Source organism: Streptomyces sp. NPDC057287 (genome assembly GCF_042667905.1).
In the GTDB taxonomy this organism is placed as follows: Bacteria; Actinomycetota; Actinomycetes; order Streptomycetales; family Streptomycetaceae; genus Streptomyces.
The window spans coordinates 279,293-297,678 of the sequence record NZ_JBHUYV010000003.1; the positions used below are offsets into that span (position 1 = coordinate 279,293).

At 70.2% G+C, this 18,386-nt stretch carries 17 protein-coding genes and 1 riboswitch; of the genes, 10 read left to right on the forward strand and 7 right to left on the reverse strand.

Features of this window, described 5'->3' with window-relative positions; translation table 11 throughout:
* Nucleotides 1-66: 66 nt before the first annotated feature.
* The 5 genes from ACFUNE_RS07785 to gcvT all read right to left on the reverse strand — a co-directional run bounded on the left by ACFUNE_RS07785 (nucleotide 67) and on the right by gcvT (nucleotide 5,359).
* Nucleotides 67-666 carry a BLIP family beta-lactamase inhibitor gene (locus ACFUNE_RS07785; RefSeq protein ID WP_383563738.1) on the reverse strand — a complete coding sequence of 200 codons (600 nt, stop codon included), beginning with the start codon at nucleotides 664-666 and terminating at the stop codon, nucleotides 67-69.
* A gap of 269 nt (nucleotides 667-935) precedes the next feature.
* The gene (locus ACFUNE_RS07790) at nucleotides 936-2,321 is read right to left on the reverse strand and encodes an L-serine ammonia-lyase (RefSeq protein ID WP_383563741.1); all 1,386 of its coding nucleotides are present in this window, start codon (nucleotides 2,319-2,321) and stop codon (nucleotides 936-938) included.
* 155 nt (nucleotides 2,322-2,476) lie between these two features.
* Nucleotides 2,477-3,736, reverse strand: a complete 1,260-nt coding sequence (gene glyA / locus ACFUNE_RS07795; RefSeq protein WP_383563744.1) for a serine hydroxymethyltransferase — start codon at nucleotides 3,734-3,736, stop codon at nucleotides 2,477-2,479.
* Between the two features lie 19 nt (nucleotides 3,737-3,755).
* Complete coding sequence (gcvH, locus tag ACFUNE_RS07800) at nucleotides 3,756-4,133, reverse strand: glycine cleavage system protein GcvH (protein ID WP_103760283.1); 378 nt, start codon at nucleotides 4,131-4,133, stop codon at nucleotides 3,756-3,758.
* 89 nt (nucleotides 4,134-4,222) lie between these two features.
* On the reverse strand, nucleotides 4,223-5,359 hold the full coding sequence (gene gcvT / locus ACFUNE_RS07805) for a glycine cleavage system aminomethyltransferase GcvT (protein WP_383563748.1): 1,137 nt from the start codon (nucleotides 5,357-5,359) through the stop codon (nucleotides 4,223-4,225).
* Nucleotides 5,360-5,526: 167 nt separating this feature from the next.
* Nucleotides 5,527-5,624: riboswitch (glycine riboswitch) on the reverse strand.
* A gap of 173 nt (nucleotides 5,625-5,797) precedes the next feature.
* On the opposite strand from gcvT, the gene ACFUNE_RS07810 reads away from it, so the two are divergent.
* From ACFUNE_RS07810 to ACFUNE_RS07855, 10 genes are all read left to right on the forward strand, one after another.
* A complete protein-coding gene (locus tag ACFUNE_RS07810; RefSeq protein WP_383563751.1) occupies nucleotides 5,798-6,487 on the forward strand; it encodes an AAA family ATPase in 690 nt (229 codons plus the stop codon).
* Between the two features lie 221 nt (nucleotides 6,488-6,708).
* A complete protein-coding gene (locus ACFUNE_RS07815) occupies nucleotides 6,709-7,482 on the forward strand; it encodes an enhanced serine sensitivity protein SseB (RefSeq protein ID WP_383563754.1) in 774 nt (257 codons plus the stop codon).
* Nucleotides 7,483-7,636: 154 nt separating this feature from the next.
* Complete coding sequence (locus ACFUNE_RS07820) at nucleotides 7,637-8,431, forward strand: enhanced serine sensitivity protein SseB C-terminal domain-containing protein (protein WP_383563757.1); 795 nt, start codon at nucleotides 7,637-7,639, stop codon at nucleotides 8,429-8,431.
* Nucleotides 8,432-8,788: 357 nt separating this feature from the next.
* The gene (locus tag ACFUNE_RS07825) at nucleotides 8,789-9,781 is read left to right on the forward strand and encodes an ABC transporter permease (RefSeq protein ID WP_383563760.1); all 993 of its coding nucleotides are present in this window, start codon (nucleotides 8,789-8,791) and stop codon (nucleotides 9,779-9,781) included.
* Between the two features lie 44 nt (nucleotides 9,782-9,825).
* Complete coding sequence (locus ACFUNE_RS07830; protein ID WP_383563763.1) at nucleotides 9,826-11,586, forward strand: ABC transporter substrate-binding protein; 1,761 nt, start codon at nucleotides 9,826-9,828, stop codon at nucleotides 11,584-11,586.
* A 90-nt stretch (nucleotides 11,587-11,676) separates the two neighbouring features.
* A complete protein-coding gene (locus ACFUNE_RS07835) occupies nucleotides 11,677-12,666 on the forward strand; it encodes an ABC transporter permease (RefSeq protein ID WP_383563766.1) in 990 nt (329 codons plus the stop codon).
* On the forward strand, nucleotides 12,663-13,754 hold the full coding sequence (locus tag ACFUNE_RS07840; protein ID WP_383563769.1) for an ABC transporter ATP-binding protein: 1,092 nt from the start codon (nucleotides 12,663-12,665) through the stop codon (nucleotides 13,752-13,754). The genes ACFUNE_RS07835 and ACFUNE_RS07840 overlap by 4 nt, the downstream gene beginning before the upstream one ends.
* Nucleotides 13,751-15,139: a dipeptide ABC transporter ATP-binding protein gene (locus ACFUNE_RS07845; protein ID WP_383563772.1), complete on the forward strand. Its 1,389-nt coding sequence runs from the start codon at nucleotides 13,751-13,753 to the stop codon at nucleotides 15,137-15,139. The genes ACFUNE_RS07840 and ACFUNE_RS07845 overlap by 4 nt, the downstream gene beginning before the upstream one ends.
* 18 nt (nucleotides 15,140-15,157) lie before the next feature.
* Nucleotides 15,158-15,829 (forward strand): trimeric intracellular cation channel family protein, encoded by a 672-nt coding sequence (locus ACFUNE_RS07850; protein WP_383563775.1) that lies wholly within the window; start codon nucleotides 15,158-15,160, stop codon nucleotides 15,827-15,829.
* A 51-nt stretch (nucleotides 15,830-15,880) separates the two neighbouring features.
* Complete coding sequence (locus tag ACFUNE_RS07855) at nucleotides 15,881-16,747, forward strand: thioesterase family protein (protein WP_383563778.1); 867 nt, start codon at nucleotides 15,881-15,883, stop codon at nucleotides 16,745-16,747.
* Between the two features lie 95 nt (nucleotides 16,748-16,842).
* Here the strand turns inward: ACFUNE_RS07855 and ACFUNE_RS07860 are convergent, their stop codons facing one another.
* Together ACFUNE_RS07860 and ACFUNE_RS07865 are read right to left on the reverse strand one after the other, a co-directional pair.
* Nucleotides 16,843-17,676, reverse strand: a complete 834-nt coding sequence (locus tag ACFUNE_RS07860; RefSeq protein ID WP_383563781.1) for an alpha/beta fold hydrolase — start codon at nucleotides 17,674-17,676, stop codon at nucleotides 16,843-16,845.
* A gap of 10 nt (nucleotides 17,677-17,686) precedes the next feature.
* Nucleotides 17,687-18,310 (reverse strand): TetR family transcriptional regulator, encoded by a 624-nt coding sequence (locus tag ACFUNE_RS07865; RefSeq protein ID WP_383563783.1) that lies wholly within the window; start codon nucleotides 18,308-18,310, stop codon nucleotides 17,687-17,689.
* Nucleotides 18,311-18,386 lie beyond the last annotated feature (76 nt).

An 18,386-nucleotide genomic window follows, 5' to 3' on the forward strand; every position in this document is an offset into this window, starting at 1 on the left:
CCGGACCCTGGCGGCCGGTCCGGGCCACCGGGGGTCCGGCCCGGGTCACCGGGGGCCCGCCCCGGGTCAGCCGGCGTCGTCGCGGGACGAGTAGGTCTTGCTCGTCAGCACGCCGTCGGTGAAGAAGAACTCGATCTCCGGGTAGGACTCGTCGACGGTCCCGGTGCAACGGATCATGGTCTTCCATCCGTCGGACGACGGGTAGCCGGGGCGCTCGGCCCATATGTCGGTGCATGCCGTACCGGCGACGACGGCGTCGACCTCCGCCAGCGTGTCGCCCACCGCGAACTCCTGCTCGTACTGGACCTTGGTCATGGTCCTGGGCAGGTCGTACGTGTACCAGGCGTAGGCGAAGGCGTAGTCCTTCTCCTTCCTGACCAGCTGGTCGGACGCGTTGAAGGTGAACGACGCCGTCTGGTCGACGAACTGGTTCTTCGCCCAGCAGACCAGGGCGCCGCCGGCCCCGATGGCGGAGCAGTTCGGCTGCGTGCCGATGACGGCCTCGACCTGCTGCCTGCTCATACCGAAGGCCACGGCTTCGTACTTGGTGTCGGTGAGGTAGTTCCTGTCCGGATCCGTCTTGGGATCGGCGGACGAGGCCGTCGCGGTGGAGCCGGCCAGGGCGGTCGCGAGAACGGCGACGGTGACGAGACGGCGAAGGCGCATGTGCGTGCTCCTGACGAAGGCTGCGGACGTCCGCGCACGACTCGGACGGACGGCGGCCACAACGACCAGGGGCATCCTGGGACCCGGGCCTCTCACCGCGCTCTCCGCCGGCCGCCCGGTGGCTGAAATCACCCGGCACCCGCCGGTCGGCCCGCACCGCAGAGCCGATCACCGGCGCACGACGCGTGAGCCCACCTCCATCGGCCACAGCCCTCACCGTGGGCCCTGCCGGGCGGCGAAGGGGAGGGCGGTGGCCGGGGCGTCCTGGCTCAGCACTCGATGATGTTCACCGCGAGACCGCCGCGCGCCGTCTCCTTGTACTTCACGCTCATGTCCGCGCCCGTCTCCTTCATGGTCTTGATGACCTTGTCCAGGGAGACCTTGTGGCTGCCGTCGCCGCGCAGCGCCATCTTCGCCGCCGTGACCGCCTTGACCGCCGCCATGCCGTTGCGCTCGATGCAGGGGATCTGGACGAGGCCGCCGACGGGGTCGCAGGTGAGGCCCAGGTTGTGCTCCATGCCGATCTCCGCGGCGTTCTCCACCTGCTCGGGGGAGCCGCCCAGGACCTCGGCGAGGGCGCCCGCGGCCATGGAGCACGCGGAGCCGACCTCGCCCTGGCAGCCGACCTCGGCGCCGGAGATGGAGGCGTTCTCCTTGAAGAGCATGCCGATCGCCCCGGCGGCCAGCAGGAAGCGGACGACGCCGTCCTCCTTCTCGGCCTGGGTGCAGCCGCCCGCCGCGAAGTTCAGGTAGTAGTGCAGGACGGCGGGGATGATGCCCGCCGCGCCGTTGGTCGGGGCGGTGACGACACGGCCCCCGGCGGCGTTCTCCTCGTTGACGGCCATCGCGTAGAGGGTGATCCACTCCATCGCGTGCGCCTGGGGGTCGCCCTCGGCGCGCAGCTGCCTGGCCGAGTTCGCGGCGCGGCGGCGGACCTTCAGGCCGCCGGGGAGGATGCCCTCGCGGGACATGCCGCGCGCGATGCAGGCCTCCATGACGCGCCATATCTCCAGGAGGCCGGCCCGGATCTCGTCCTCCGTGCGCCAGGCCTTCTCGTTCTCCAGCATGAGGGAGGAGATGGAGAGGCCGGTCTCCCCGGCGAGGCGCAGCAGCTCGTCACCGGTGCGGAAGGGGTGCTTGAGGACGGTGTCGTCCGGGATGATCGGGTTCTCGCCGGCCACGGCGTCCTCGTCGACGACGAAACCGCCGCCCACCGAGTAGTACGTCTTCTCCAGGAGGGTGGCGCCCTCGCGGTCGTACGCGAGGACCGTCATCCCGTTGGCGTGGTAGGGCAGGGCCTTGCGCCGGTGCAGGACCAGCTGCTCGTCGGCGTCGAAGGGGACCTCGTGCACGCCGAGCAGACTGATGCGCCCCGAGGCGCGGATCTCCTCGACGCGTGCGTCGGCGCCCTCGACGTCGACCGTGCGGGGCGACTCGCCCTCCAGGCCGAGCAGCACGGCCTTGGGCGTGCCGTGGCCGTGGCCGGTCGCGCCGAGCGAGCCGTAGAGCTCTGCCCGTACGGACGCGGTGTGGACCAGCAGGCCCTCGTTCTTGAGGCGGCGGGCGAACATGCGGGCCGCGCGCATCGGGCCGACCGTGTGGGAACTGGACGGGCCGATACCGACCGAGAAGAGGTCGAAGACCGAGAGGGCCACGGGAGTACTCCTAAGGCGTTGGTGGACGTCGTTGTCCGCCGGGTGGTGCGGGACGGGCCGGTGGGCCCGGGAGCGCGGGGCAAAGGGGTGGGGGCACCGCGCTCACTGTGTTCAGTGTGCGCGGTGCCCCCACCCTGCGTGCAAACTGCGGGCGACTACTTGACGCCGGGGTACAGCGGGAACTTCTCGGCCAGCGCGATCACGCGGGCCTTGAGGGAGTCCGCGTCGTACGCGGGCTTCAGGGCGGCCGCGATGATCTCGGCGACCTCGGTGAAGTCCTCGGCCTGGAAGCCGCGGGTGGCCAGGGCGGGCGTACCGATGCGCAGACCCGAGGTGACCATCGGGGGCCGGGGGTCGTTCGGGATGGCGTTCCGGTTGACCGTGATACCCAGCTCGTGCAGCCGGTCCTCGGCCTGCTGGCCGTCCAGCTCGGAGTTGCGCAGGTCGACCAGGACCAGGTGGACGTCCGTGCCGCCGGAGAGGACGGAGACACCCACCTCGGTGACGTCCGGCTGCACCAGGCGCTCGGCGAGGATGCGGGCGCCGTCCAGGGTGCGCTGCTGGCGCTCCTTGAACTCGTCGGTCGCCGCGACCTTGAAGGAGACGGCCTTGGCCGCGATCACGTGCTCCAGCGGGCCACCCTGCTGACCGGGGAAGACCGCCGAGTTGATCTTCTTGGCGAGCTCCTGCGTCGACAGGATCACGCCACCGCGCGGACCGCCGAGGGTCTTGTGCGTGGTGGTCGTGACGACGTGGGCGTGCGGCACCGGGTTGGGGTGCAGACCCGCGGCGACCAGGCCCGCGAAGTGCGCCATGTCGACCATCAGGTACGCGCCGACCTCGTCCGCGACGCGGCGGAAGGCGGCGAAGTCCAGCTGGCGGGGGTAGGCGGACCAGCCGGCCACGATGAGCTTCGGCTTCGACTCCTTGGCGAGGCGCTCGACCTCGGCCATGTCCACGACACCGGTGTCGTCGACGTGGTACGGGACCACGTTGTAGAGCTTGCCGGAGAAGTTGATCTTCATGCCGTGGGTCAGGTGACCGCCGTGGGCCAGGTTCAGACCCATGATCGTGTCGCCCGGCTTCAGCAGCGCGAACATCGCGGCGGCGTTGGCCTGCGCACCCGAGTGCGGCTGGACGTTCGCGGCCTCGGCGCCGAAGAGCGCCTTGATGCGGTCGATCGCGATCTGCTCGACCACGTCGACGTGCTCGCAGCCGCCGTAGTAGCGGCGGCCGGGGTAGCCCTCGGCGTACTTGTTGGTGAGGACGGAGCCCTGCGCCTCCATGACCGCGACCGGAGCGAAGTTCTCCGAGGCGATCATCTCGAGGGTGGACTGCTGACGGTGGAGCTCGGCATCGACGGCGGCGGCGACGTCCGGGTCCAGCTCGTGGAGGGAGGAGTTGAGAAGCGACATCAGTTAAGTCCCTAAGGTCTCAGTTGCCGGAGAACGCGGTGTACTCGTCGGCGGAGAGAAGGTCCTTCGGCTCCTCCGCGACGCGCACCTTGAACAGCCAGCCGCCCTCGAAGGGAGCGGAGTTCACCAGCGACGGGTCGTCCACGACGTCCTGGTTGGCCGCGGTCACCTCGCCGGTCACCGGCGAGTACAGGTCGCTGACCGACTTGGTCGACTCCAGCTCTCCGCAGGTCTCGCCCGCGGTCACCGTGTCACCGACCTCCGGGAGCTGGGCGTAGACGACGTCACCGAGCGCGTTGGCCGCGAACTCGGTGATGCCGACCGCGGCCACGCCGTCCTCGAGGGCCGACAGCCACTCGTGCTCCTTGCTGTACCGCAGCTGCTGGGGGTTGCTCATGACCTGAATTCTCCTGTACGCGGGGGAGTGCTGATGAACGGTGGTCTTACGGTGTGAGACACGACTGCGTCACGTGCGCGGGTGCCGCGTCACTTGCGGCGCTTGTAGAAGGGCAGTGCCACGACCTCGTACGGCTCGTGCGTGCCCCGGATGTCGACGCCGACACCCTCGGTGCCGGGCTCGGCGTGCGCGGCGTCCACGTAGGCCATGGCGATCGGCTTGCCCAGGGTGGGCGACGGCGCACCGGACGTGACCTCGCCCACGACCTCTCCGCCGACGACGACGGGGAACCCGGCGCGCGGTACCCGGCGGCCCTCGGCGACCAGGCCGACGAGCTTGCGGGGCGGCGCGGTCTCCGCACGCGCGGCCGCGGCGGTCAGGGCCTCGCGGCCGACGAAGTCGCCCTCCTTCTCGAACTTCACGACCCTGCCCAGGCCCGCGTCGAAGGGCGTCAGCGCGGTGGTCAGCTCGTGCCCGTACAGCGGCATGCCCGCCTCCAGGCGGAGCGTGTCGCGGCAGGAGAGCCCGCAGGGGATCAGCGCGTACGGTGCGCCGGCCTCGGTGAGGGCCTTCCACAGCTGCTCGGCGTGGGCCGGGGCCACGAAGAGCTCGAAGCCGTCCTCGCCGGTGTATCCGGTACGGGCGATGAGCGCGGGGACACCGGCGACCGTCCCGGGGAGCCCGGCGTAGTACTTCAGTCCGTCCAGGTCGGCGTCCGTGACCGATTTCAGTACGGCGGGGGAGTCGGGGCCCTGGACGGCGAGCAGTGCGTACGCGTCGCGGTCGTCCCGCACCACGGCGTCGAAGCCGCCGACCCGCTCGGTGAGGGTGTCCAGGACGAGCTGGGCGTTGCCCGCGTTGGCGACGACCAGGTATTCGGGGGCCTCGGTCTCTCCGAGGCGGTAGACGATCAGGTCGTCCAGGATCCCGCCGTCCTCCGCGACGATCATCGTGTAGCGGGCCCGGCCCGTGCCGACGGTGGCGATGTTCCCGACCAGCGCGTAGCTCAGGAAGGCCGCCGCCTGCGGTCCGGTGACGGTGATCTCGCCCATGTGCGACAGGTCGAAGAGGCCGGCCCGGGTGCGTACGGCGTTGTGCTCCTCGCGCTCGCTGGCGTAGCGCAGCGGCATGTCCCAGCCCGCGAAGTCGGTCATGGTCGCGCCCAGGGAGCGATGCAGGGCATCGAGGGCGGTCAGGCGGGGGGCGGCGCTCGGGGCAGTGCTCATGGACATGGCTCCAGGGCATGACGACAGAGGGTGGTTCCCTCCCCATCTGTCATCGGAACCTGAGAGGTTCGCCGAGAGCCCCTGAAAGGGTCCTGACAGGGACGGCCCCGTCAGGGTCGGCTTGCACCTTGGGTGGAGCCGCGCAGCGGCCCGCTTTTCAGATCTGCCTCATCCACGCGGTACGGGGCCTGAGAGATTCAAGGGAGGAACTTGCTCCTTCGGCGCCCGGCGCACACAGTGACCGGGACTCTCCCGCGCGGATTCAAACGGCCGGTATGCAGTTGGCGGGGTCATCATCGCACGCATTGGGGGAGAGTGGGGCGTCCCGGTCCGTACGGGTGCCGACACCGACACGTGGAGCCGGAAGCGGTTGTGCCGCATTACCTTTTCTTTACACTTCTAGGGCAGGTCGGTGGGTGACTCGGCAGGGGGAAGGCGATGACGTTGCAGCGCTATGCGACAGCGGCGGGGGCGGCACTCGGTGCGATGCCCCGGCAGCCGGGCGTGCCCGCCCGCGAGCCGGTCGGCGGGGGTGCGCCGGTGGTGCGTGACCTGCGGGGCAAGGGCGGCCGCGGACCGCGCGGGCTGGACTTCGCGGCCGGTGACGTGGTGGTGGTCTCGGGGCTGCCCGGCAGCGGCAAGTCGACGCTGATCCGGCGGGCGGTCCAGGGGCACGCCATCGACTCGCAGGACACCAGGGACCGCTGGGCGGCCGTGCTGCCCGGATTACTCCCGTACGCCCTCTATCGCCCCCTGGTGCGCGCCGCGCACTACGCCGGGCTGTGGCGGGCCCTGCGGTCGGGCGGGTCCGTCGTCGTGCACGACTGCGGTACGCAGGCCTGGGTGCGGCGCTGGCTGGCGCGCGACGCCCGGCGCCGGGGCAGCACCCTGCACCTCGTGCTGCTCGACGTCACCCCCCGGGTGGCCCGGCAGGGGCAGCGGGAGCGGGGGCGCGGGGTCTCCGGATACGCGTTCGCCCGGCACCGGCGCGCGGTCGGCCGGCTGCTGCGCGACACCGAGAGCGGCCTGCTGCCACCGGGGTGCGCCTCGGCGGTGCTGCTCGACCGCGAGACGGCAGCGGCGATCGACCTGATCTCCTTCCCGGCTCCGCGGCCCCCGCAGGAGTAGTGGGGGAACGGTCGGCACCCGGCGGGCGCCGGAGGCGGGGAAAGTGCCGCCGGCGGCGTCACCGTTCGCATACGCACAGTTCGCACCCTGCCGGCACCCTGTCCGGAATCTGGACGGTGCGGTGGGACCGGAGGCCGCTCCCGCCTGCGGCACTGCCTTCGCGGCGCGAGCCGGTCTAGAGTTTCAGCCGCACCGCATGGCGAGAGAGGGACACAGACACCGTGGACATTCCGGCTCAGGCCCAGGCCCCGTATCCATCGCAGGGATGGCCGGCCAACGAGCTCGAAGAAGTGCTCAGCGCCTCGCTCGGCGTGCCCGGCGCGGGCGGACGGCTCGTCGAGGTGCTCGGCCGCAGCCATGTCTGGGTGCCCCTGCCGAACGGCGGCGGGCCGGACAGTGCCGATCTCGACCTGCCGACGGTCGAGATCGAGGGCGGCGCGTACATCCCCGTCTTCAGCTCCGAGGCGCAGTTCCTCCAGTGCGTCGGCTCCCATCTCTCCTTCACCGTCGCACCCGCCCGGGAGTTCGCCCGCGGACTCCCGCCGCAGCTCGGTATCGCGGTCAACCCGGGCGGCGCGGTCGGGATACCCCTGCCGCCACCCGCCGTCGCCGAGCTCTGCCGGGCCGGGCGCACCCCGCTGGACGGTTCCGCGAGCGGTGGCCGGGTGCGGCTGTACGAGCCGGACTGGAAGGAGGACCCCGTCGACTTCCTGTCCGCGGTGTCCGCCGAATTCCAGGCCACCGGCGTGGTGAGCACGGCACGCAGGGCGCTGGCCAGCATCGAGGGCGACAGCCCCGTCCTCTTCGTCGGCGTCGAGCTCGCCGTCCTGGACGCCACGGCGCAGAGCGTCCCGCTGGAGGCGCTCGGGCGGGCGCTGGGCCGCGTCCAGCTCCCCTGGCCGGTCAATCTCCTCCTGCTCGACGTGGCGCAGGACCCGGTCGGCGAGTGGATGCTGGAGAAGGTGCGCCCGTTCCACCGGCGCGACGGGCACTGAGGGCGGAGGTCCGCACCGCCACACGGCGTCGAGCCGGTGTCGGGGGCGGCGCATAAGCTGGTTGGATGACGAGGCCGCCCCGTGTGCCCGGGAGCGGCGCCACAGCACCGTGAAGCCTGCGGGAACAGCGGATCGAAGAGGGGCGGGACCCAGGGTGAGTGCGTCAGGCACCGCGGCGGCCGGGCAGGTCGAGCACATGCTGCGCCAAGTGGGCCCCGGGCGCCTCGACGCCTACGAGTCGCTGCTGCGGTCCCTGGCGGACGGCCAGGTCTGGATGCTGCTCTGGCACGGCACGGCGGGCTCCCCCGAAGCCCAGTACGGCAACATGGAGGTGGAGGGCCTGGGTTACGCCCCCTGCGTGACCTCCGCCCAGGAGCTCTCGGCGAGCGGCTGGAACAGGGCCCACGAGGTCACCACCGGTCGCGACATCGCCCGCGCCCTCTTCCCCGACCGCTGGGGCATCTGGCTCAATCCGCACGCTCCCGGCGGCGGACTGGGCATCCCCTGGCTGGACCTGCGCCGCGTCGCCACCGGTCTCGACCGGATGCCGGCGGGGCCGCTGAGGATCACCGAACCCGCCGTCGAGATCCCGCAGTTCTACGCCCTGCTGTCACAGAACGCCCACCGCACCCCCGCCGTCCGCGCGCTGCGCAGGGCCTGGGTGCAGCCGGCGCTCGGGGCCCCGTACCTGGCCATCGGGCTCGACCTCTACGACACCGGCAGGCCGTCCGTCGACGCGGTCCGCGCGATGATGCAGCAGTCGATCGGCGTGGTCCCCGACGGGCTTCCCGTCTCCACGGTCTCGATGTCCGACGAGTACGACCCGGTCGCGATGTGGCTGCAGGCCAACACCCGGCCGTTCTACGACCGCGAGGCGCACGCCCCGGCACCTGCCGCACCTGGTTACGGGTACCCGCCGGCCACCGGCCAGGCTCCGCGCGCCTACTGAGCAGGCGTCAGCGGGCACCTGCGACGACAGGGCAATTAGGCACCTGTTCAGCACTGTTGGGCGCCATGTCCGCTATAGCGGATTAGCGACCGAGAGGTCCGCTCAGCAAGCACGGCTGTCCGGATAACGGAAGCCCTCTGGCAGCATCACGTTTGAGCAAACATTCCCCGCCAGGTCTGGCGGGTGATCGCAAAGTGGTTGAAGACTCACTACAGCAGGTGCTCCATGCCCGGCGTATCCCTCTTTCAAACAGGGTTCGTTCGGCCAGGCACCGCCACATGAATCACGTGTTGATACGAGCCGCTACAGCGGCGGTCACAGGCCGGCCACCGTCGGCCGAGAGGGGTCTCCAGCGCAATGACGGCACCGATCGAGACCACCGGGGCGGATGTACGGCCCGAAACGGTGCTGGAAGGCGCCGGGCGCAAGGAGATCGAGGGCCGCTCGCTCGGCCGCATCGCCTGGACGCGCTTCAAGCGGGACAAGGCCGCGATGGCCGGTGGCATCGTTGTCGTGCTGCTGATCCTCACCGCCCTCCTGTCCAAGCCGCTCCAGTCGCTCCTGGGGCTCGACCCCAACGGGTTCAACCAGACCCTGGTCGACCCCGTCCTGCTGGCGCCCAAGGGCGCTCTGGGCGGCATCAGTTGGGACCACCCCCTCGGTGTCGAGCCGCAGACCGGGCGCGACATCCTGGCGCGCATCCTCGAGGGCTCCTGGGTCTCCCTCGTGGTCGCCGTGGGCTCCACGCTGCTCTCCGTCGTCATCGGCGTCGTCATGGGCGTCGTGGCCGGGTTCTACGGCGGCTGGGTGGACAGCTTCATCAGCCGCCTGATGGACACCTTCCTGGCCTTCCCGCTCCTCCTCTTCGCGATCTCCATCTCCGCCTCCCTGCAGGGCAACGCCTTCGGGTTGGAAGGCCTCACACTGCGGATCGCGGTCCTGATCTTCGTGATCGGCTTCTTCAGCTGGCCCTACATCGGCCGTATCGTCCGCGCGCAGACCCTGTCGCTGCGCGAGCGGGAGTTCGTCGAGGCCGCCAGGTCGCTCGGCGCACGCGGTCCGTTCATTCTCTTCCGCGAGCTGCTGCCGAACCTGATCGCGCCGATCCTCGTCTACGCGACGCTGCTGATCCCCACGAACATCCTCTTCGAGGCGTCCCTGTCCTTCCTCGGCGTGGGTATCGCACCGCCGCAGGCGTCCTGGGGCGGCATGCTCACGCAGGCGGTCGACCTCTACGAGGTGGACCCGATGTTCATGGTCATCCCCGGCATGGCGATCTTCATCACCGTGCTGGCCTTCAATCTGCTGGGGGACGGGCTGCGTGACGCACTCGACCCTCGTGGCAAGTAATCGCGGCAGTGCCGCACCGGACTAGCGAGGGGGCTTTCCTCAGCATGCAGAACAGAAAGACAGCAGCGGCCATAGCCGTGGCCGTAGCGGTGTCGCTCGGCGCATCGGCGTGCAGCAGCAGTGACTCGGGCGGTGACAGCAACGGCGGTGGGGGCAACGCCAAGGCGGACGCCGCGCTGACGAGCATCGTCAACGCGACCGACAAGAAGGGGGGGACGGTCACGTACGAGCACTCCAGCGGACCGGACTCCCTGGACCCGGGCAACACGTACTACGGCTGGGTGCAGAACTTCTCCCGCCTGTACGCCCGTGCCCTGGTGACGTTCAAGCCGGCCGCCGGCAAGGAGGGCCTGGAGGTCGTCCCGGACCTCGCCACGAGCCTCGGCAAGGCCAGCGCGGACGCCAAGACCTGGACGTACACGCTCCGCGAGGGCGTGAAGTTCGAGGACGGCACCGAGATCACCTCGAAGGACGTCAAGTACGCCGTCGAGCGCTCCAACTTCGCGCCGGAGGCCCTGTCCAACGGCCCGACGTACTTCAAGGCCTACCTCGACGGCGGCGACAAGTACAAGGGTCCGTACAAGGACAAGTCGCCCGAGGGCCTCAAGTCCATCGAGACCCCGGACGACCACACGATCGTCTTCAAGCTGAACAAGCCGTTCGCGGACATGGACTACCTCGCCGCGTTCTCGCAGACCGCGCCGATCCAGCAGAAGGCCGACACGGGCGCCAGCTACGTCCAGAAGATGGTCTCCTCGGGTCCGTACAAGTTCTCGGCGTACGACGAGAGCAAGGGCGCGACGCTCGTCCGGAACCCGGAGTGGGACCCGAAGACGGACCCGATCCGCAAGGCGCTGCCGGACAAGATCGAGCTGAAGCTCAACGTCAACCCCACCACGGTCGACGACCACCTGCTCAACGACGTGACCACCGCGGACGTCAACGGCACGGGTCTGCAGTCCAAGACCCAGCCGAAGGTCCTGGTCAAGGCCGCGGAGAAGGCGAAGACGGACAACCCGTACGCCGGCGCCCTCCAGTACATGGCGCTGAACGTCAACGTGAAGCCGTTCGACAACGTCGAGTGCCGCAAGGCCGTCCAGTACGCGGTCGACAAGCAGAGCCTCATCGACTCGATCGGCGGCTCGGTCAAGGGCGACCCGGCCACCACGGTCATCCCGCCCACCGTCGCCGGTTACAAGAAGTTCGACCTGTACCCGACCGAGGGCAACAAGGGTGACGTCGCCAAGGCGAAGGAGCACCTGACCAAGTGCGGTCAGCCCAAGGGCTTCAAGACCACGCTGACGGCGCGCTCGGACCGTCCTGACGAGATCACCGCCGCCACGCAGCTCCAGGGCAGCCTGAAGGCGATCGGCATCACCGCCGAGATCAAGCAGTTCCCGTCGGACAAGTACTTCACCGACTTCGCGGGTGTTCCCGAGTGGGTCCACAAGAACAACGCGGGCATGATGATGATGCAGTGGGGCGCCGACTGGCCGACCGGCTTCGGCTTCCTCGACCAGATCGTGAACGGCACGGCCATCAAGCCGTCCGGTGGCACGAACCTGATGGAGCTCGACGACAAGGGCGTCAACGAGGCCCTCGTCAAGGGCATCGGCACCGTGGACACCACGGCGCGCAACGCCGCGTGGGGCGAGGTCGACCAGAAGGTCATGGAGAACGCCTCGGTCGTTCCGCTCGTCTACCGCAAGAACCTGCTCTACCGCCCGGACTCCGCGGCGAACGTCACGGTCACGGACGCGTACCTCGGCATGTACGACTACGTGCTGATGACGTCCACCAAGTAACACCTGTTCATCGACAGCATCCCCTGAAAGGCAGGTGAAGGCGCCGGGCCGGCGGGCGTACCCCGTCCGCCCGCCCGGCGCCGCACGGCTGTGGCTGCGTACATCATCCGACGCGTATTCGCCGCGGTGTTGCTGCTGCTGGTGGTCAGCGCAGTCACGTTCGCGATCTTCTTCCTGGTCCCCCGCCTCGGTGGGCAGACCCTCGACTCGATGGCCGCCCAGTACGTCGGGAAGAGCCCCGACCCGGACGTCATCGCCGCGGTCAAGAAGAACCTGGGGCTCGACCAGCCCCTCTACCTCCAGTACTGGAACTTCATCAAGGGCATCGTCGTCGGCGCCGACTACCAGTTCGGTCCCGACCCGGTCACCTGCAACGCCCCGTGCTTCGGCTACTCCTTCAAGACGCACACCGAGATCTGGCCGCAGCTCGTCGACCGCATCCCGGTCACGCTGTCGCTGGCCGTCGGTGCCGCGGTCATCTGGGTCGTCTCCGGTGTCGCGATCGGCGTCGTCTCCGCCCTGAAGCGGGGCTCGTTCTTCGACCGCCTCTCCATGGGCGTCGCGCTCGCCGGTGTCTCGCTCCCGATGTTCTTCACCGGTCTCGTGGTGCTGGCGCTGTTCGGCAACGGGGAGTACGTACCGTTCGCCGACAGTCCGGTCGAATGGGCCGGCAGCCTGGTGCTGCCCTGGTGCACGCTCGCCCTCCTGTACTCCGCGCTCTACGCCCGGCTCACCCGGGCCGGGATGCTGGAGACGATGGGCGAGGACTACATCCGGACCGCACGGGCCAAGGGCCTCAAGGAACGCAAGGTGGTCGTCAAGCACGGGCTGCGCTCGGCGCTCACCCCGCTCGTCACGATCTTCGGCATGGACTTCGCGCTGCTGCTCGGTGGCGCGGTCATCACCGAACGGGTCTTCTCCTTCCAGGGGCTGGGTGCCTTCGCCATCCAGGGCGTGACCACCGCCGACCTGCCCAAGGTGATGGGCGTGACCCTGGTCGCCGCCTTCTTCATCGTCATCTGCAACCTGCTGGTGGACCTCGTGTACGCCGCGATCGACCCCCGGGTGAGGCTCTCATGAGCGACGCAATCAAGAAGGACACCCCGGCGGCGGACACCACCGTCCCGGCCCCGCGGTCCGGCGAGGGCCACGAGTTCCTCTCCGTACGCAACCTCAGCGTCCACTTCGACACCGACGACGGCCTGGTCAAGTCCGTCGACGGCGTCAGCTTCGACCTGAAGGCCGGCCAGACCCTCGGCATCGTCGGCGAGTCCGGCTCCGGCAAGTCCGTGACCTCCCTGGGGATCATGGGCCTGCACACCTCGGAGCGGGCCCGGATCGGCGGTGAGATCTGGCTCGACGGCGAGGAGCTCATCGGCGCCGGCCCCGAGCGCGTACGCAAGCTGCGCGGCCAGAAGATGGCCATGATCTTCCAGGACCCGCTGTCGGCCCTGCACCCCTACTACAGCATCGGCGCGCAGATCGTCGAGGCCCACCGGGTCCACAACAAGGTCGACAAGAAGACCGCGAAGAAGCGCGCGATCGAGATGCTCGACCGCGTGGGGATCCCCGAGCCGCACCGCCGGTACGACGACTACCCGCACCAGTTCTCCGGCGGTATGCGCCAGCGCGCCATGATCGCGATGGCCCTGGTCAACAACCCGCAGCTGCTCATCGCGGACGAGCCGACGACCGCCCTCGACGTCACCGTCCAGGCGCAGATCCTCGACCTCATCCGCGACCTGCAGAAGGAGTTCGGCTCCGCGGTCGTCATGATCACCCACGACCTCGGCGTCGTCGCCGAGATCGCGGACCACCTGCTCGTGATGTACGCGGGACGCTGCATCGAGCGCGGCAGTGCCGAGAAGGTCTTCTACCAGCCCCAGCACCCCTACACGTGGGGGCTGCTCGGCTCGATGCCGCGCATCGACCGGGAGCAGACCGAGCGGCTCATCCCCGTCAAGGGCTCGCCGCCCAGCCTCATCAACGTCCCGTCGGGCTGCGCCTTCCACCCGCGCTGCCCGTACGCCGACGTCCCGCCGGACAACATCACCCGCACCGAGCGTCCGGAGCTGCAGCAGGTCAGCGACGGGCACTACTCCGCGTGCCACATGTCGCGTGAGCAGCGCGACCGGATCTGGACCGAAGAGATTGCGCCGAAGCTGTGACTGATCTGAACAAGAGGACTCCCGCGTCTCCCGCGGCCGGGTCGGACGGATCCGGGTCGGAGCCGCTCCTCAAGGTCGACGGCCTGGTCAAGCACTTTCCGATCACCAAGGGCGTGCTGAAGCGCAAGGTCGGAGCGGTCCAGGCCGTGGACGGGCTCACCTTCGACGTGCGCCCCGGGGAGACCCTGGGCGTCGTCGGTGAGTCGGGCTGCGGCAAGTCGACCATGGGCCGGCTGGTGACCCGTCTGCTGGAGCCGACCGGCGGCACGGTCGAGTTCCAGGGGCGCGACATCACGCACATGTCCGCGGGACGTCTGCGGCCGATGCGCCGCGACATCCAGATGATCTTCCAGGACCCGTACGGCTCGCTGAACCCGCGCCACACGGTCGGCGGGATCGTCGGCACCCCCTTCCGGCTCCAGGGCGTCAAGCCCGAGGGCGGCGTGAAGGCGGAGGTCCAGCGGCTGCTGGAGCTCGTGGGGCTCAACCCCGAGCACTACAACCGCTACCCGCACGAGTTCTCCGGCGGCCAGCGCCAGCGCATCGGCATCGCGCGGGCGCTCGCACTGAAGCCGAAGCTGGTCGTCGCCGACGAGCCGGTCTCGGCGCTGGACGTGTCGATCCAGGCGCAGGTGGTGAACCTGCTGGACGACCTCCAGGACGAGCTCGGGCTCACATACATGATCATCGCGCACGACCTGTCGGTCATCCGCCACGTCTCGGACCGGATCGCGGTCATGTACCTCGGCAAGATCGTCGAGCTCGCGGACCGCACGTCGCTGTACGAGGCGCCGATGCACCCGTACACCAAGGCGCTCATGTCGGCGGTTCCGGTCCCCGACCCTCGCCGGCGTGGCGCCAAGAGCGACCGCATCCTGCTCAAGGGCGATGTCCCGTCGCCGATCTCGCCGCCGTCCGGCTGCCGCTTCCACACCCGGTGCTGGAAGGCCACGCAGATCTGCGGGACGACCGAGCCGCCGCTGCTCCAGCTGAAGACCGGGCACCAGGTGGCGTGCCACCACCCGGAGAACGGTGAGGACCAGGCACCGGGGGACGCGCCGCTCGTCGCGGACGTCATCACGGTGAAGTCGACGTCCGTCGCGGTGGCGGAGGAGGCCGTCGCGACTGACGGGAACGGAAAGCCCGCCGAGCCCGTGGCGTCGGACGAGCCGGTTGTCGAGCCGTCCGCGTCGGACGAGTCGGTTGTCCAGCCGTCCGCGTCGGACGAGCCGGCAGCAGCCACGGCCGCGTCGGACGAGCCCGGCACGGCGCCCGAACCGGGCGCGGAGGAAGCGCCGGAGCGGTCCGCCGAACCCGCCTCCGACGGGGACGGCGAGCCCTCTGCCGCGCCGTCCAAGGGTGCGGAGGCCGGGCCGAAGGAGTAGTACCGGCACAATTGCCCGGTGCTCAACGAACTCTTCACCCCCTCCGTCCAGCATGCGCTCGACATCGTGGGAATCTTCGTCTTCGCGATCTCGGGCGCCCTGCTCGCCGTACGCAAGAACTTCGATGTCTTCGGCATCGCGGTCCTCGCCGAGGTGACAGCGCTGGGCGGGGGGATCTTCCGTGACGTGATGATCGGCGCGATCCCGCCGGCGGCGTTCACGGATCTCGGCTACTTCCTGACCCCGCTGATCGCCGCCTGCCTGGTCTTCTTCCTGCACCCGCACGTGGAGCGCATCCAGGTCGGCGTCAATGTCTTCGACGCCGCGGGGCTGGGGCTCTTCTGCGTGGCGGGCACGGTCAAGGCGTACGACTACGGCCTCGGCCTGACCTCCTCGGCCGCCCTCGGGCTGGCCACCGCCGTCGGCGGGGGCGTGCTGCGTGACGTCCTGGCCAACGAGGTGCCCTCGCTGCTGCGCTGGGACCGCGACCTGTACGCGGTGCCCGCGATCGTCGGCTCCGTCATGGTGGTCCTCTGTATCCGTTTCGAGGCCCTCAACGCCTACACCAGCGGCGCCGCCGTGGTCACCGCGTTCGTCCTGCGGCTGCTGGCCATGCGCTTCCACTGGCGGGCCCCGCGGGCCTACAACAGGCGCTCGGCCACGGCGGAGGAGAATCCTGCCGTCATCTGACGGCAACAAAAAGCTACCGCTCAGTAACAGGATCGGTGTACGGTGCATGCCATGGCACAGGCAGCAGCGCAGGAGTCGCGCACGGTACAGGCGACCATCGGTGACAGCGAGTTCGACCGCGACACCGCAGTCACTCTCCGGGAGGAAGGCGTCTACGACGCGGAGCTCTCGGCGGGGTGGACGATCATCCACGCCGTCAACGGCGGCTACCTGCTCGCCATGCTCGGCCGCGCGCTCGGCGAGGCGCTTCCGCACTCCGACCCCTTCTCGGTCTCCGCCCACTACCTGACGGCGTCCGTGCCCGGCCCCGCCGTGATCCGCACCCAGGTCGTCCGCACCGGCCGCACCCTGTCCACCGGCGAGGCCTCCCTGTTCCAGTTCGCGGAGGACGGCTCGGAGATCGAGCGCATCCGGGTACTGGCCACCTACGGCGAGCTGGACTCGCTGACCGACGAGATCCGTACGACCGCCCTGCCGCCGGCCATCCCGCCCCTGGACCAGTGCCTCGGGGCGAGCGACGGTACGGCGCCGATCCCCGGCAGTTCCGCCATCACCGAGCGGCTCGACATCAAGCTCGACCCGGCGACGGTGGGCTGGGCCGTGGGCGCTCCCTCGGGCAAGGGGGAGATGCGGGGATGGTTCGGGCTCGCGGACGGCCGTGACGCGGACCCGCTCTCGCTGCTGCTCACGGTCGACGCACTGCCGCCGACCTCCTTCGAGCTGGGGCTGAAGGGCTGGACCCCCACCATCGAGCTCACCACCCACATCCGGTGCCGCCCGGCCCCCGGCCCCCTGCGCGTCTCCATCACCACCCGCAACCTCGCGGGCGGGTTCCTGGAGGAGGACGCGGACGTCTGGGACAGCGCCGACCGGCTCGTCGCCCAGTCCCGCCAGCTGGCCCGCGCGCCCCGCAGGTGAGCCCCGCGCCGTGACGCAGGGGTGAGCCCCGCGCCGTGACGGTGCGTACGCGCCGTCCACCGGACCGGGCGCGCCCCTGCGCGTTCAGTCGGCGGTCACGGAGCCGTACGCAGGAAGCGGGTGAGCGCCGCGGTGAGCTCGGCGGGCGCGTCCTCCTGGACCAGATGTCCCGCGCCGTCGATCAGCCGCAGCTCGGCACCGGGGATCATCCCGGCCAGCTCATGGCCGCGAGCCACCGGGATCCAGGTGTCCTCCGTGCCCCAGCAGATGAGGACGGGCAGATCCAGCTCTCCGTAGCGGTGCTGGATCTCGTCGGTGAACCGCTGGTCGTTCTGGGCGATCTGCCGGTAGAACGCGGGCTGACCGGCCTCGGTGCACCAGGGGGCGACGAGCCGGTCCAGCACGGCCGGATGCAGCCCCTGGTGGCTGGCCGAGGCGATGTACTCGGTCACCAGCGCCCGGTGCAGGTCCGGCGGCAGCTCGCCGAAGACCTCGGCCCGGCCGCCGAGCAGCCGGTAGGCGGGGGAACCCCACGGGGCCAGCGCCACCGGGTCGACCAGGGCCAGGCGCCGGTAGCGGGCGCCGTGCAGGAGGCGGGCGCGCAGGGCGACGCAGCCCCCGAAGTCGTGGGCGGCCACGGCCGGTTCGTCCAGCCTCCAGTGGGCGAGGAGCTCGGTGAGCACCCGGGCCTGGGCCCGCAGCGACACGTCCTGCCCGGCGAACTGTGCGGAGCAGCCGTAACCCGGCAGGTCCCACACGTACACCCGGTGGTCCTGAGCCAGCCCCCGGGCGATGCCGCGCCAGACGTACGAGGAGAAGGGCGTGCCGTGCACCAGGACGACGGCCGGGGCGTCCTCGGGGCCGAGGGCGGCCCAGTGCACCTCCCCCGAGGAGGAGGCGAAGGTCCGGTCCGGTGTCCAGTCGCTCATGGCGCCGACCCTACGGCCTGTCCAGCCAGTGGGCCCGGCCCAGAGTGACGAGGCGCAGCCTGCGCCGCGCCACCCGGACGACCTCCTGCTCGCCCTGAGCGCCCGCGTCCAGCAGGGCCGACGCGGTGAGCACCATGTGGTCGACGTACAGGCCGCCGAGCATGAGCAGGTCCTCCCTGTCCCAGCCCGCCGACTCCGGTTCCGCGCCGAGGACGTGGGCCACCTCCTCGGCGAAGCCGCGCAGCTGGGCGGCGATGGCCTCGCGGACCTGGCCCACGCCGCCGTGCTGCTCGCGGGCGATGAAGCGGAAGTGGGCCGGCTGCGCCGCGACATGACGGGCTATCAGCCCGACGCTGCGGTCGAGCCGCTCCTCGCTGTCCCCCGTGTCGGCGAGGATCGCACCGATCATGCCGTGCAGGCTCCCGAGGGTCTCCTCGACGAGGGCCACGCCCAGTGCCGCCGTGCCGTCGAAGTGGCGGTAGAAGGCGGTCGGGGTCACCCCCACGGCCCGCGTCACCTCGCGCAGGCCGAGGCTGCTCAGGCTCTGGTGCTCCAGAAGCTCCAGCGCCGCGTCGAGCAGCGCCTGACGCGTTCTCAGCTTCTGGGCCTGGCGGATGCCGATGGTGTGACTCATGCCATTCAGTAAACAACCGTTCTCCGAGTCTTGGAAGGGGTGCAGGGTCTAGACTCATGAGTCAGTGAACAGTCGT

What these genes read in the sequence shown, in the direction of transcription:
- ACFUNE_RS07855 (WP_383563778.1), top strand. Translation starts at nt 15,881, where the DNA reads ATGGCACAGGCAGCAGCGCAGGAGTCGCGCACGGTACAGGCGACCATC.
- ACFUNE_RS07830 (WP_383563763.1), top strand. Translation starts at nt 9,826, where the DNA reads ATGCAGAACAGAAAGACAGCAGCGGCCATAGCCGTGGCCGTAGCGGTG.
- ACFUNE_RS07810 (WP_383563751.1), top strand. Translation starts at nt 5,798, where the DNA reads ATGACGTTGCAGCGCTATGCGACAGCGGCGGGGGCGGCACTCGGTGCG.
- ACFUNE_RS07840 (WP_383563769.1), top strand. Translation starts at nt 12,663, where the DNA reads ATGAGCGACGCAATCAAGAAGGACACCCCGGCGGCGGACACCACCGTC.
- glyA (WP_383563744.1), bottom strand. Translation starts at nt 3,736, where the DNA reads ATGTCGCTTCTCAACTCCTCCCTCCACGAGCTGGACCCGGACGTCGCC.
- ACFUNE_RS07785 (WP_383563738.1), bottom strand. Translation starts at nt 666, where the DNA reads ATGCGCCTTCGCCGTCTCGTCACCGTCGCCGTTCTCGCGACCGCCCTG.
- gcvH (WP_103760283.1), bottom strand. Translation starts at nt 4,133, where the DNA reads ATGAGCAACCCCCAGCAGCTGCGGTACAGCAAGGAGCACGAGTGGCTG.
- ACFUNE_RS07825 (WP_383563760.1), top strand. Translation starts at nt 8,789, where the DNA reads ATGACGGCACCGATCGAGACCACCGGGGCGGATGTACGGCCCGAAACG.
- gcvT (WP_383563748.1), bottom strand. Translation starts at nt 5,359, where the DNA reads ATGAGCACTGCCCCGAGCGCCGCCCCCCGCCTGACCGCCCTCGATGCC.
- ACFUNE_RS07860 (WP_383563781.1), bottom strand. Translation starts at nt 17,676, where the DNA reads ATGAGCGACTGGACACCGGACCGGACCTTCGCCTCCTCCTCGGGGGAG.
- ACFUNE_RS07865 (WP_383563783.1), bottom strand. Translation starts at nt 18,310, where the DNA reads ATGAGTCACACCATCGGCATCCGCCAGGCCCAGAAGCTGAGAACGCGT.